Source organism: Leptospira noumeaensis (assembly GCF_004770765.1).
Taxonomy (GTDB): Bacteria; Spirochaetota; Leptospiria; order Leptospirales; family Leptospiraceae; genus Leptospira_A; species Leptospira_A noumeaensis.
On sequence record NZ_RQFK01000026.1, the window covers coordinates 124,083 to 138,093 of the forward strand.

Consider the following 14,011-nt stretch of genomic DNA (forward strand, 5'->3'; position numbering starts at 1 on the left):
TTCGAGGACAGAACGAAAACCCACACCCGCTTTTACAAACTCCCCATCCCAAAACAAATTCACACTTTCCTCAAATTGTTCTTTGGTTTTTAATTTTAGATCAAATGACTCTTCCACACCTTCCACTAACACTTGAGCAATCCCAATTAACTTTTGTTTGGCGGGTATTTTAATGAAATCCAAAATTCTATGCGGATAGGAATCTGGATGTTGTAATTCAAGTAACGCATCTAAACTTATAATGATTTTGGCACCATATTTTTTTGTCATTGATTCCAAAGAGTTAGCAACTCCCATAGAGTCAGACAAAACCGCAGATTCAATCCTTTGTTCTTCACCAATGATACCTAACATCAATTCACCAAAATGGATCCCTACACCGATTTGGATGTCACCTACCCGATGAGGTCTTGATTCCAAATTCCACCTTGCAATCGTTTTGTGCATTTCTATCCCTGCAGAAATTGCATCTTCAGGTTGTTTTTCGAACAAAGCAAAAATGGCATCCCCAACGTATTTTTCAATAAATCCATTGTGTGACCGGATGGTTGGTCCAACTTGACGTAAATAATCATTTAGGAATAAAAATGTTTCTTCAGGACTTAATGTTTCTGAGATTGCAGTAAAATCTCTAATATCAGAAGACAATACTGACATCTGTTTTACGATAAAATCCCCTCGTTTGACTTTTGATTTTGATTCTTTAGAAAATAATTGAATGAGTCGCAAAGGCACAAACTTCGCATATATTTTGTTAGATGACTCCAAGCGATTGTTTACTTCAATTAGTTCTGTAGTTAAAGTATCCATCGATGAATAAAACCTTGCATTTCTTCTTGCGAGCAGGATACTTTGGAACAAAAAGAAAATAAATAAAGAAAAAGGCATTAGTGGTTGGGATTGGAACCAATAATTTCCTGCCATCAAATCATGAGTGGATCCGAGCATTAGTAGAAGTGATCCATAAAAAACCAAACTACTATCCTTCTTTCTCTGACGATAGATCTTCAAAATCACATAAAAAGAACAAACACTAAAAAAGAGGATCAAAACTTGTGAAAAAATATTTGTTTTTGTAAATAGTTTTGCATCGGTCAAAACAACAAAGGAAACAAAACAAGCCGTTATACTCCAACAAGAGTATAACATCCACTTGGGAACTTCCGACCTTCCAGGAAATAAACTCTTTAAGTATCCTAAGAAAAAACAGACAAGAAGTGGTGCCGATGTATAATCCAATACCTGCATCCAATGCCATGAAAAATCAGGGAATGCATACATGATATAAAAGTTATCAAGAACTACTAATCGTAAACCAGTGAACAAACAAAACAAAGCAAAGAAAAGGGAACTTTTTTCCTCTCTTCGAAAGAAAAATACTGTGAGTTGGTATAATGCCATTGTGAGCATCGCCCCAAAAACAAATACTTCACCAGCAGAATAAATAAGAGATTGGTTTTGGATGACCTCTTTAGTCCCAATTTCAATTGGTTTCCTATACCCACCACGAGCATGATGAAAATTACTGATCACAAACAGTATTTCTTGTTCTTCGGTTTCTGGTTGGAAGGAAACGTATTGGATTTGATATTTGGGAACGGACTTAAGTTCGTCAGTACCTACCTTACCTGAACTTGCTATTTTTTGTCGATTGACATAGAGTTCGTAAGAACTAGTTGCTGGTTGGACTCGGAGGTAATACCGAATATTAATATCAGGCACCTTGAACCTTAAACGAAATACGGCAAAACCATCACCACCTTCCCCTTCAGGTCGATAGGAGTTCCAAGAAGAAGGAACTTTCACATAAGATTTATTAGGTTCATTTATTTTTTCAAATAAACTTTCACCGTAAACTTCTCCCCAATAAAATTCCCATTCACCACTAGTAGAAAGTTTTTTATTTTCTTTTACATATTCGAGAGGAAGTTCGAGATACCCTTTGACCGCTTCTGGTGAGGAATTCGATGTACAGGAAAAAAATAAAACAGAAGAAATAAAAATGCATAAAACAAATGGAATGGTTTTGATTATTTTTCCCATGCAGAAACCCCATCCCAATCTTCACCTACACCTGCCGTTTGATAATATTCGCATCTTTCTATATAGATCTGTGCAGCCAAATCATCTGGGTTATCGGCAAATACAGATCTGAATTTTTCTAAAGCGGAAACAAAATCTGCTCGTTCATAATCAAAAATTGCTGCTTCAAATTGATCTTTATTTTCAATTTTTTTATTAGATATCGGATCAATATCAGGAATCAGAACTTCGGCGATCATCACCGTTTCTTGTTTTCCTTTCACTCGCACAAAATCCAAAATTCGATAAGGAATTGTATCCAAATCTTCATGTAACATAAGTGATGTGAGACTAACAAGAATCCTGGCACCATATTTTTTGGTTAATCCTTGGATACGGCTAGAAAGATTGACTGTGTCAGCAATGACTGTCGATTCAAGCCTTTCCTCTTCGCCCAAAATCCCAAGCATGGTATCTCCCGAATGAATTCCGATACCTGCATGGAGCGATAAGTATCCAAACGATCTTCTACGTTCATTGTATTTTTCCAATTCCCACTGGATGTCCTCGGCAGCTTTGATGGAATTTTGGATTCCTCCATCAAAAAGAGCCATAATGGCGCTTCCAATGTATTTATCGATGAAACCATTATTTTTACGAACACAAGGGCCAATCCGGCCTAAATAAGAATTGGTAAATAACATTCGGTTTTCTAGAGGAATTGAATAAATGATATCCCAATACTCCCAAATATCCGCAAAGAGGACAGTCATTTCCCTTTCACTACTATCACCTAACCGAACTTCTTCGATACTTTCCTTACCCAAATGAGTTAAAAAGTCTCTTGGAATGAACTTTGCAAAAAAACGATTGGTTAATATAAATTCTTCATTGATTGATTCAAATTCATCTTTTAAAGAAAGTTTTTTGCGGAAAGTCCTTGCTGTACGAAGTGTAACAATTGTTGATTGGACACCAAAAAATAAAAATACAGCAATTTGTGATAAAGTAGACTCCCCTTCTCCACGATAGGCAAGGATTACATCGTAAACAAAACCAACAAATAAAATCAGATACCCTAAAAAGAAAATGCCCGCATCTGGTAATCCTCTTCGCACCATCTGATACAATCGAATTCCCAAAAATACAGCATATACTACACCCAAAACTTGAAAAACAACTTCAAACTGAGTGTATGTTTCTGGTTTAATGATCAAACCATAAACTAACATAAACTGTACGTATGCGCTAAAGTATAAAATAATTTTTGTGTCTATAAAACGAGGGAAAAGTCCATCCACAAACCATAAAAACAGAATGCCTAATACAAAAACCGAGGCGTATTCAACATAAATCACTAAATCCCAAGGTATATTGGGAAACATCGCATAAATAGTTTTACTTCCGATAAAAGGAATTCTTGCCGCAAATACCAAACAAAAAAAACCAAAATAGAATGCTTCCCTTTGTTTGTTTCGATAAAAAAACAAAATAAAATGATACAACCCAAACATAAATATAGCGCCAGTTAACGCTAAATCTATAGTACTTTGTGCCAAAATATAGTTTTGAACACCTTCCGCTAAACCAAAGATAGGTGCATTAGGAAGACCACCTTCTTTATGATGGAAATTACTGACCTCAATACGGATCTGTAAATGATTCTTAGCAGCAATCGTGAAACTTTGCCCCCAAGCGCTCGGTGTTGTGGTTTCCTTACTGACACCAGGCACACCAGACGCCAAACTCCTATTACCTGCCACCAACCGAAACGCAGTTCGAACTTCAGGTATATAAACCGAATAGATATGACTTTCTTCAGGAAGTTTGATATCCAAAACATAAGTCCCATATCCTTTCCCATCAGGAAACCCAGAACTTACGGGAACCTGATTCCAAAGGGCAGGAACGGGGAGATAAGAGGAAGGGGCTGCATCTGCTGAGACATTAAATTGGTTAGGAAAAAATTTCCAATCCCCTTGGAGTTCCATAGCTCCTCCCGACTCGAAAGGAAAACTCACGAGATCCAATTCACCCGAATGGATTTGGGGGGAGGGGGCCGCCATACGACAAGCCGTTGCCAAAATGGCAATGAAAAGATAGATTAGTTTCTGACGGGTCATCCCTAACCTTCAGAGACTCGGAGGACAGGAATTTGGAAAGGAAGTTTTCGAAATTAAAAAAATAATATTTTTTGGTTTGTACGACCGCATTGTTTAGCTATTATGTCTCTTAAATGAAAACCCCGTCCGGTTCCAATAAAGCCGCCCTTGCCTACAAAATCTTAGGCCGCTATTTGCCGGATGAAGTGTTCGCTCATTTGAGTGATTCCGAAATCGAATCCCTACTTTTAAAAGTGGAATCCAATCCTTCACCGACCAAAGGCCAGGAAAAAGACATCCTTCTCTCCTTCACAAAATTCCTACAAAAAAAAGGAAACCAACCGGATCGTGGCACTTACGACTCGAAGGATGAATACACGAATAACGCATATCCACCCAGAAACGGGGGGAAAACCGCGCCTTCCCATGGCAAGCCACCGCTCGGGGGCGGTTATGTGAACAACGAGGATCATGTACAAAATCTCGGTGGAACAAACGGGAAATATGCGCATAGCAAACATCCAGAAACAAACGAGCTGTATTCGCTACTCGAAGAAATATTAAAAGAAGAAGATGCCAAACGTATGGTGGGCCCAATTTGGTCAGAACTTCCAAAGTTCTCTCTGGAAATGCTCAGGAACTTGACCATGGACGAATCTTCAGAAGTTACCGCCCGAGTTCTCAGTTTTTCCGACCCAGAAACTGCCTCAGAAGTTTTAGCAGAATACCCAGAAAGTAACAGGGAAGAGATTATTTTGGCGCTTTCGGAAATTGATTACCATTCTGACCAGGAAAGAGACCAATTAGAGAGATTCCTTCGGTTCAAAATGGAGCTCATCCAGAAAAAAATGCCAGTTTCGAAGATCCGCAGCCGGAAAGCCAAAACGGCAGGTGAAATTCTGACTCGGCTTCCTTTTTTGCCATCTCAAAATTTAATTGAACGAATTCAGAAAAAAAGCCCAGAATATGCCGAAACTATAGTAGAACACTACTTTCGTTTGGAAGACCTCCTTCATTTAGGAAGGACGAGCCTCACTCGGTTCTTTTCTGAGATCCATCCTCTTGTCATTGCTTGTGCGTTGAAGGGAGTGGAAACAGAATTTCGCGATCAAGTTTATTCCAATTTGGAATCTTGGCTTGTGAAAGAAATAAAGATCGAATGGGATTCGTTAGGTCCTGTTTCACTTGCGGAGATTGAAGAAGCCCAAAAGGGAATCTTAGATCGTTTGCGTGAAGCAATGGATGAGGGCAAAGTGAAACTCTGGAGATTGAAGTAAGTATATGGCAAAACTCGTCTTTAAACCCATTCAAATTGCCGACTTACAAGAAGAAGTTGAGATTCAACTTCCTGATAAGTACAAAAAATTTCATAAAACCGACGAACAAGAAGACTTCGAGATAGACCAAGAAGGGAATATAATCGAACAATACCAAGGTCCATCGATTGAAGAAATCGAAGCGGAACTCCAAAGGTATCGCCAAGAAACAGAAGAACAAGTTCGCCAATTATTAGAAGACGCTAAAAAACAAGCCAAAGCCATTGAAGAAGAAGGTAGAACCAAAGCCTTCCAAATGGTTCAAGACTCCAAAGAAAAAATTAAATTAGAAGAAGACTCTGGCCGCGCCAAAGCGGAACAAATCTTAGATCGTGCTAAGATGGAAGTCGAACGGATGATCAAAGAAGCCGAAATGAAACAGGCTGAGATCGAACACGAGGCTTATCAAAAAGGTTATGATGCAGGTCGAGAAGTAGGATTTAAAAAAGGCCAAGGGGAAGTGAGACGACTCATTGACCGATTAGGAACAATCATTGGTAAGGCGATCGATATTCGAGAAGAGATGATTGCTGCGTCCGAAAAACAAATGGTAGAAATGATTCTTGTGATTGCAAGAAAAGTAATCAAAGACGAAATCATTGAACGTAAAGAAATTGTACTCAATAACATTCGTGAAGCAATGAAACGAATCAAAGATCGCGATCGTATTGATATTCGCGTGAACTTTGCTGACTTAGAACTCACAACGGCTCATAAAGACGAACTGATCAAACTGATGGAATCTCTCAGAAAAGTAAACATCTACGAAGACTCTCGTGTTGACCGCGGTGGTGTGATCATCGAAACAGATGTGGGAGCAATCGACGCAAGGATTTCCACTCAGCTCAAAGAAATCGAAGAGGCTATTCGAAACGTCGAACCGATATGATCTTCAAAACCCGCATTTACCGTCTTGTATTCGGGTTCGCATTCGTTTTCGCACCAGCTGTGTTCAGTTTGGCGGCGGAACCATGTGGAACCATGATCACTTCTTTCGAAAAACCAATCGTATTAAAAACAGATTGGTTATTTCGTAAAGGAGACAATTTAGATTGGAGAGATGAAACTGTTGAAGAGTCTTTCTGGGTCAAACGTTCAGTTCCTGATTATGGAATTTCTAAAACCGAAAACCTAACAGGCTACCACTGGTATAGATGTTCTTTTTATTTACCTGAGAACTATACAACACCTGTAGAACCGATTGCGATCCAACTTGGTCGCATCCGAGATATCGATGAATTTTATCTAAATGGAACTTTAATCGACAAAACGGGAACTGTACTTCCTCGACTAGAAGTAGACTTCCAAAAAATTCGGATTTATTCTCTACCAACTCACCTTCTCAAACCCGGCCTAAATATAATGGCAATTCGCATTTATGCTGCGACGAATCTCAATGGTCTCAAAGAAGCGCCGACCATTGCCAAAGAACGACTGTTACGCGAATCTGTCTTTTCCAAAGAAGCATTTGCCATGGTCTGTGGATATGTGTTTATATTTATGGGAATTTACTTTTTAGTAGGTTCGATTGTTCGCGGACGAGCTGGCGAAAACTTTTTCTTTGCACTCTTTTCTATCTTTATGGGAATTTATGTTTTAATTCGAACCCAACATAGAGATATTCTTTTTGAAAGTTTTACTTGGTCTTATGTTGCCGAACTTTTAGTTCTCATTTGTTTACCGATATTTTTTATAAATTTTATGCACCAGTATTTAAAAATAAAACGCAATGTAGTTTTACTGGTATATGAAGTATTTTTGTTTGTTTTATTCGTAATTACTTTATTCTTTAGAACACCTAAGACATGGATCTTAGTCATAGCCCTTTTCAATTATGTTTTGCCAGTAGCAATGGGACTTGTGATTTATTTGTTTGTAAAAAATGGAAAGGCAAATATTGCAAAGGTAAAATTCATTCTGATTGGAATTGCATCTTTGTTACCTACAATTCTAATTGATAGTCTCTCTGCTTTAGAAATCATTTCTATGCCAGGGACATTGTATTTAGGGTTTCTTATTTTTCTCGTAATGATTTCGATCCAACTTTCTAACGATATTGTTTTGGGTTTGGAAAACTTTATCGAACAGGAAAAAGAATTAATCCAAATGGAACGTGTCAAAACAGGTTTTTTAATTAATTTATCCTCTGAGTTTAAATCAGGGATGGAAAAAATCAAAAAAGCCATAGAAAATATTTCGACGAACAGTGGGAAAACAGCAACCAAAGAACAAACCAAACCAACAACAAAGTCTGCGGCAAAAAAGAAAACCAAATCTAAATCAGGATCAAAACAAGAACTCGATCCTGTCAAACAAGCAGAAGATCATATATCTTATATGAGTTATATGGTAGAAGAAGCAATGCTTCTACGTAAACTAGAAGACAAAACATACATTCCTTTTTATGAGTCTTTTTCTGTTTCAGAACTAATCCGAAGTTGTGTTTCTAGTGTAGAAAACCATTTGGAACAATACAGAAAAAATACCTCTGTGGAAGTAAAACCTGTAGATTTGGAAATCTATTTCCCTAAGGAATTGTTGTTTTCAATTTTAAGAAACCTCGTTGAAAACGCGTACCAATACACAGATCCAAAAACAGATATTAGTATAGAATTTTTTAATCGTGACGGTTTCCACCAACTCATTGTTATGGATGAAGGGATGGGCCTTAGCCAATTAGAAATGGAAACCATTTTTCAAAAATTTGTCAGAGGATACCGTGACAAAAAAAATGAAATCCCAGGTGCCGGAATTGGGCTTACCTTAGTGGAAGCTACCACAAAATTTTTAGGTGGAACTGTCAGTTTAAAGTCAAGCGAAGGAATGGGTGCTAAATTCACAATTCGTATCCCGGAGAAACCTATAAAATGAAACTTTTAAGTTTTTATAAAATTATAATCCTAAGTTTCATTTTACTGTTTAATAATTGTTCTCGTTCCACGGATGAAAATACAATTGTACTCCGTTTGGACGGAGATGATTGGGGAATTTACTTTAACGATAGTGCAGACATTCTTAGCAACGAGTTTAACGCTAACAACTTAGACATAACAACTGTTCCTAGTAACTTTCGAAACTTAAACCGCTCCTATCAAGGAGCCATTTGGATTCGAAAAAGTTTTGAAATCACAACAGAGCAACACCAAAAATCTTTGGCCTTACAATTAGGAAAAGTCTATCAATCTGATGAAGTATTTATCAATGGTGTACTGATTGGAAAAAACAATTCCGCCTTTGGAAAAGATCCTGATGAGTTTGCTTTTGGTAGACCAAGAATTTATCCAATTCCGCATGACTTATTGTTGGAAGGGGAAAATGTTCTCATAGTGAAAATTAATTCTTCACTATCCACTTCTGCCGGTATCATCACTGGGCCCATAAGAATAGTTACTTATGAAGAAGCATTAAATGGAAATCTTTACGATTCACTCGTAGAACTTATCTTTGTTGGTTTTTACCTTTTTATTGCTTTGTTTTTCTTTATTAACTTCTTTAACTTAAGAGACAAAAAAGAATATTTCAGTTTTAGTATCCTTGCACTTATTTTCTCTGCTTATGAGTTATCAAAAAACGAAGTTCGATTTTTTCTAATCAATCAGTTCGCTATTTTAAAATTCATAGAGTATTCTTTTTTACTCATTTTACCATATGGATTTATAAAGTTTATCCAGGACTTTTTTGAATTAAAACCTTTCAAATACCAAAGAATCTATCTATTCATGCAGTTCTTCTTTATCGCGGTCTTTGCGATCATTCAGAACCCTGTATTTTGGTATAACTTTATTGGATATTGGGATATCCATTTACTTGCTGTAATAGGTTATGCCATCTATGTAACGTTCAATAAATTCCGAGAGCAAACTCGCGGCTCCACCATCCACCTACTTGCACTCGTATATTTATTGTATTCGATACTAAAAGAAATATTAATCGAAAGAGGATATCTCAATTCACCATCTTCTTTAGAAACAAGTTTCTTAGTATATTTGATTTTGATGACTCTTGCTTTACGTTTTCAGTTTTTGATTATGAAACGAAAACTTCAAAATCGTTATGAAAGATTGAAGGAAGCAGATTCCCTTCGAGAAAAGATTTTTTATTATATGGATGCAATGATTTCTGGACCTTTAAAGTCTATGAAAGAGAAACTAATTGCATTTCGTGAATCCACACAAAAAACGAAGGATAAAAACTTAGTAAAAGAAGTAATCGATGTCCAATCCTCTATTGACAATGTGATGGATGATATCATTGAACTTTCAAGATTAGAAGTATTAAAAGAAGTTCCATTCAAAGAACAGGTTAACTTCATCTCCTTTATCAACGAAGTAATTCCGGAAGATGACATCACTTACTCTATAAAAGTAAATCCGGAAACAGAAATTCACAATAGTTTAGATTTAATCAATTCCGTCGTTGTAAGGTTGGTTGATTTTCCGCCATTTAAAGAATTCAATCATAATGATTTAATCATCACTCAAGATTTGAGAGGAAATGTTCACTTTAGGTTTTTATTATTTCACAGTAACCCTAAAGTTTCACAAAGATTGTTTAGCGATTTAGTTGAAAACTACAACACTCTTACTCCCGTAAAAGTTAAATGGGCGATCATTCTTGAAATTGTTCGTTTGTTAGGTGCGAAAATTGATTTCAAAATTATCAAAAAGAAATATTTAAAAATCGATTTAGGCATTGCTGCCATTGTTCCTGTATCGGAATTACAACCAATCCAAGAATCACAGAGCATTTCTAGGTTGTCTCCTACCAAAATACAAAAGGAAGATTGGAAAGTGACGATAAAACGCTATTGGAAAATCCTCAAAGAAACTGAAATTAAAATCCCTAATTTCAAAAAGAAAAAATAATACGAACTGATTGTATGATCATTAAGTATCTCAAACAACTAAATCCTGAATCCTTAATGAAGGCCTTTGATGGTTGTCAGGAACTTACCTATTCTAAGGATGAATTTTTATTCCATGGCGGTGATGAAGTTGCTTATATGGACTTACTTGTTACAGGTGATTTACAAGTATTCAAATATGATGGGAACATGAATGAAGTCACTTTAACTTTTTTTCGACCAGTGAGTATTATCGCAGAATGGGCGGTGATCCAAGGGATACCATATCCCGCTTCAGGTAGATTTACCAAAAAAAGCACAATCTTACGAATGCCTCTCACTGAGGTACAAAGTCGAATTCATAAAAACATTGAACTGAATCATATTCTTTTGCACTCGCTAATGAATAAAATCGAAACTTTAAATTTAGCAATCAATCGTGGGCTCACAATGGATGCGATGCAAAGAGTAGCGCATTTTTTATTTTACGGAACACCTGATTCATTACAATTGAAACAAACACAAATGGCATCTCTGCTTTATTTAAGACCGGAAACATTCTCAAGAATCCTAAAACAACTAAAAGACCAAGGACTTGTTGATACACAAAAAGGTGAAATCAGCATTCTAGACAAAGAAGGTTTGCTCAAAATTTTGGCTTAGTTCTTGATTTGAATCAATGAAATGATTCTAATTTTTATTAGGATCATACTATGAAGACTTCATTCTTTGGTTTAAGTTTTTGGAACACTGCATTCCGCCCTTTCTTTTGGTTCGGTTCTATATATGGTATTTTAGTGATCGGATTTTGGTTACTCGTTCTTTCTAGTGCAGTCACCAATCCTATTCAGATTAATTCTATCCATTGGCATTCCTATGAAATGGTTTTTGGATTTTCGAAAGCAATTGTCCTCGGCTTTCTTTTTACGGCAGTCCAAAACTGGACTAACTCAAGCATCTTAAAGGGGAAAAATTTATTTTTTTTATTACTCTTTTGGGCCTTGGGAAGATTTTCAATGTACCCACTTGGATTATTATCCTATTTGTCTTTTGGTTTAGACATCAGCTCAGACCTGATGGTCATTCTCCTACTCTATCCAAAATTGATGGTTCCAACTCAAAAACACAATCAACCAATTATTTTTCATTATGGATTATTTACCATATTTCATTTGTTCGCTGGATTTTCTGCACGTTCAGTTTTAAATCCAGAACAAACATTATTATATGTTCATTTAAGTATTTTTGTAATACTTTTTCTCATTTTAATTATTGGAGGAAGAGTGGTTCCATTTTTTTCTGGAGTGGTCATTCCGGGATATTCCTTCAAACGAATGCCAAAATTAGAATCAGCAATCCTATATTTACCTTTTGTTTTTTATATTTCAAAACTGATTGAATTCTATTTAACAACCAATGGTTCAATCAACATTCATATAGATAATATAAATCTAATCGACATTCTACTGATCATTTCATTTCTAATTTGTTTTTCTTTATTTGTCACAAATACTGTCAGATTCATTTCATGGAAACCTTGGAAATCATATCAAAAACCAATCTTATGGATTTTGTATACAGGATACTTTTGGGTTTGTTTGGGATTTTTATTTTATAGTTTGACTTCTCTCGGATACTTTCCAATATCTTCTGCGATACACAGTTTGACTGTGGGTGGAATTGGAGTTTTTATTTATGGTATGATCACACGTGTGAGTTTAGGTCATACAGGAAGGATTATTGTAGCATCACCACTCACAGTGGGCGCCTATATCATTTTAAATTTTGCAGTAATTGTCAGAGTTCTTTTCCCTTTATTTGGAAAGTATAATTTAGCTTATCATCTCTCTGGAATCGGTTGGATTCTCGCGTTTACTTTATTCATCCTACAATACACAAAGATTTTATTCAGCCCAAGACCAGATGGGAAACCATCATAAATCTAAAGTTTAAACTTTTATGGCTCTTCGAAAAAACTCTTGGAGAGAATCGAGGAGCCTTTCGGGATGAAACAACATTTGATAACTAGCATTTCTCATCATCGATGGAATTGTTGGTTTTTCCTCAGTTCCAATTGCCAAAGTAAAAACCTGCACTCCATTTAACAAACATTCACCGACAGATTTATTTACATCTTCAACCCCATACTTCCCTTCGTACTGATCATAATCATTGGGACGAGCGTCTGTGATGAGAATAATCCATTTTTGTTTATAGGATGTTTGTTTTAGTATCGAACTCGTATGGCGAAGGGCAGGGCCAACCCGAGTGTACCCAATTGGTGATAATGACCCCAAACGATCGCGGGCAGAAATCCAAGGTTCCGTTAACTGTTTCAAATGTAGGAATTGATTAAAATTACGAGTTCTAGAATAAAAACCAGCGATTCCGAAAGGAATTTTTAGTTCTTCTAAACATTCTGAAAATAGGAGTAAACTTTCTCTCTCCACATCTAAAATTCTTTTCTCTTGGATCCATGAATCTGTAGACAAACTGATATCAACAAGGAAATACAATACCATGTCCGAAACATCTCGAATGGGATTCATATAAATTGTTTCTGATGGACTAATCTTGGCTTTGATGTCCGCATAACGATCAACAAGAGCATCCAAGTCAATATCAGCACCCGCAACCAATCTCTTTTTAATTCGAGTTTGGTTTAGAAGAGCCATCATCTTCTTTTTTAGCAACGTCAAAGTGGAATGTTGTTTCTCTAATATTTGTTTTGTATAATGGCCGTCTTTCTGTTCAGGAAATTCTTCGACAACATTACAGTAGTCTGGTTTATAGTTTTTTAACTTATAATCCCACTCTGGATAGGAAAAATGATTTCCAATATCCTTTTCATCTAAAATTTCCAATGTTGTTCCAGATCCAGACTCACTGGTTCGAGTGGTATGAACTGGATCTTCCGTTCGAATGATATGTTTTAAGTTCAGCTCTTGTAAAGCATCCTCTTCTTCCATATCCTCCTCACCGTCAATGTCACGCCATTGCCCATCAAACTCTTCTACAGTTTCGATTTTTTCGAAATTATGGCCTAACGTATATTCTTCTATTTTTTTCTCATCAACTTCCAAAACTTCAGCATCACTTGGATCCAATTTTTGTTTTGATTCTTTGGACTTTACTTTTTGTTTATCAGATTTTGATATAAAATCTTTTCCTGTGGGAAACTCATGTTTTAAATCAGAGATACATGAAGTTGCATGTGTGAATATAGAAGTGATTTTTTGATATTGTGTTAAATCTTTTTTCCGAATTTTTAATCTCTCGATTCGAATTTCTTTCCAATCACTACGAATGCCAGGAAATACATTTAAAAAACTTCGAAACAAATAAAAGAAAAGATCCCTTGTTATGGGCCTTTCTTCATTTATCTTTTTTATATCTTCTTTCTTCTTTGTTTTAACTGCTTCGAGATTATAAAGATAAGAAAGATAGGCAAGTAAGATCCTAACATATTTCTTGGAAGCGGATTCTGATAAAAACAAATGAACCACTTCCGGAAATTTCAAATAGTTTTGTCCAAAACTTACATTTTCCCCACCAAATATCAGAGTGGTTGGTTCATTTTTTAATGTTTGTAAATATCTTAGGATTCGGCCTTCTTCTAACTCCATCCGATATCCATAATACGGATTAGGTGGTGTGAGTTTTTTACGAATTTTTTTCCAAAGTTTATGACCCTGGTAAAATACAAACTGATCCCATTCCAATGTTAT

At 36.1% G+C, this 14,011-nt stretch carries 8 protein-coding genes and 1 pseudogene; 6 read left to right on the top strand and 3 right to left on the bottom strand.

Translation table 11 applies throughout. The features are described from left to right. Positions 1 to 219: 219 nt before the first annotated feature. Both EHQ24_RS08720 and EHQ24_RS08725 read right to left on the bottom strand, forming a co-directional pair. Positions 220 to 2,043 (bottom strand): annotated as a pseudogene (locus EHQ24_RS08720) (7TM diverse intracellular signaling domain-containing protein); the annotation flags it as partial. Next, positions 2,031 to 4,145, bottom strand: a complete 2,115-nt coding sequence (locus tag EHQ24_RS08725; RefSeq protein ID WP_135601286.1) for an adenylate/guanylate cyclase domain-containing protein — start codon at positions 4,143 to 4,145, stop codon at positions 2,031 to 2,033. The pseudogene EHQ24_RS08720 and the gene EHQ24_RS08725, both read right to left, overlap by 13 nt. A gap of 113 nt (positions 4,146 to 4,258) precedes the next feature. Here EHQ24_RS08725 and EHQ24_RS08730 point away from each other — a divergent pair, with 113 nt between their 5' ends. From EHQ24_RS08730 to EHQ24_RS08755, 6 genes are read left to right on the top strand one after another with little or no spacing between them, the layout of a single operon-like run. After that, on the top strand, positions 4,259 to 5,401 hold the full coding sequence (locus EHQ24_RS08730) for a FliG C-terminal domain-containing protein (RefSeq protein WP_135601287.1): 1,143 nt from the start codon (positions 4,259 to 4,261) through the stop codon (positions 5,399 to 5,401). 4 nt (positions 5,402 to 5,405) lie between these two features. Then, positions 5,406 to 6,329 carry a flagellar assembly protein FliH gene (fliH, locus tag EHQ24_RS08735; RefSeq protein ID WP_002973208.1) on the top strand — a complete coding sequence of 308 codons (924 nt, stop codon included), beginning with the start codon at positions 5,406 to 5,408 and terminating at the stop codon, positions 6,327 to 6,329. Next, positions 6,326 to 8,311 carry a sensor histidine kinase gene (locus EHQ24_RS08740; RefSeq protein WP_135601288.1) on the top strand — a complete coding sequence of 662 codons (1,986 nt, stop codon included), beginning with the start codon at positions 6,326 to 6,328 and terminating at the stop codon, positions 8,309 to 8,311. Before fliH ends, EHQ24_RS08740 begins: the two co-directional genes overlap by 4 nt. Then, positions 8,308 to 10,305, top strand: coding sequence for a 7TM diverse intracellular signaling domain-containing protein (locus EHQ24_RS08745; protein ID WP_135601289.1), 1,998 nt, complete (start codon positions 8,308 to 8,310; stop codon positions 10,303 to 10,305). The genes EHQ24_RS08740 and EHQ24_RS08745 overlap by 4 nt, the downstream gene beginning before the upstream one ends. Positions 10,306 to 10,319: 14 nt before the next feature. Further along, positions 10,320 to 10,946, top strand: a complete 627-nt coding sequence (locus EHQ24_RS08750; RefSeq protein ID WP_135601290.1) for a Crp/Fnr family transcriptional regulator — start codon at positions 10,320 to 10,322, stop codon at positions 10,944 to 10,946. A 50-nt stretch (positions 10,947 to 10,996) separates the two neighbouring features. Continuing rightward, complete coding sequence (locus tag EHQ24_RS08755) at positions 10,997 to 12,223, top strand: NnrS family protein (protein WP_135601291.1); 1,227 nt, start codon at positions 10,997 to 10,999, stop codon at positions 12,221 to 12,223. 9 nt (positions 12,224 to 12,232) lie between these two features. Here the strand turns inward: EHQ24_RS08755 and EHQ24_RS08760 are convergent, their stop codons facing one another. Continuing rightward, positions 12,233 to 14,005 (bottom strand): nitric oxide reductase activation protein NorD, encoded by a 1,773-nt coding sequence (locus EHQ24_RS08760; RefSeq protein WP_135601292.1) that lies wholly within the window; start codon positions 14,003 to 14,005, stop codon positions 12,233 to 12,235. Positions 14,006 to 14,011 lie beyond the last annotated feature (6 nt).

Coding starts and splice junctions, on each gene's coding strand:
- EHQ24_RS08725 (WP_135601286.1), bottom strand. CDS start 4,145: ATGACCCGTCAGAAACTAATCTATCTTTTCATTGCCATTTTGGCAACG.
- EHQ24_RS08730 (WP_135601287.1), top strand. CDS start 4,259: ATGAAAACCCCGTCCGGTTCCAATAAAGCCGCCCTTGCCTACAAAATC.
- fliH (WP_002973208.1), top strand. CDS start 5,406: ATGGCAAAACTCGTCTTTAAACCCATTCAAATTGCCGACTTACAAGAA.
- EHQ24_RS08740 (WP_135601288.1), top strand. CDS start 6,326: ATGATCTTCAAAACCCGCATTTACCGTCTTGTATTCGGGTTCGCATTC.
- EHQ24_RS08745 (WP_135601289.1), top strand. CDS start 8,308: ATGAAACTTTTAAGTTTTTATAAAATTATAATCCTAAGTTTCATTTTA.
- EHQ24_RS08750 (WP_135601290.1), top strand. CDS start 10,320: ATGATCATTAAGTATCTCAAACAACTAAATCCTGAATCCTTAATGAAG.
- EHQ24_RS08755 (WP_135601291.1), top strand. CDS start 10,997: ATGAAGACTTCATTCTTTGGTTTAAGTTTTTGGAACACTGCATTCCGC.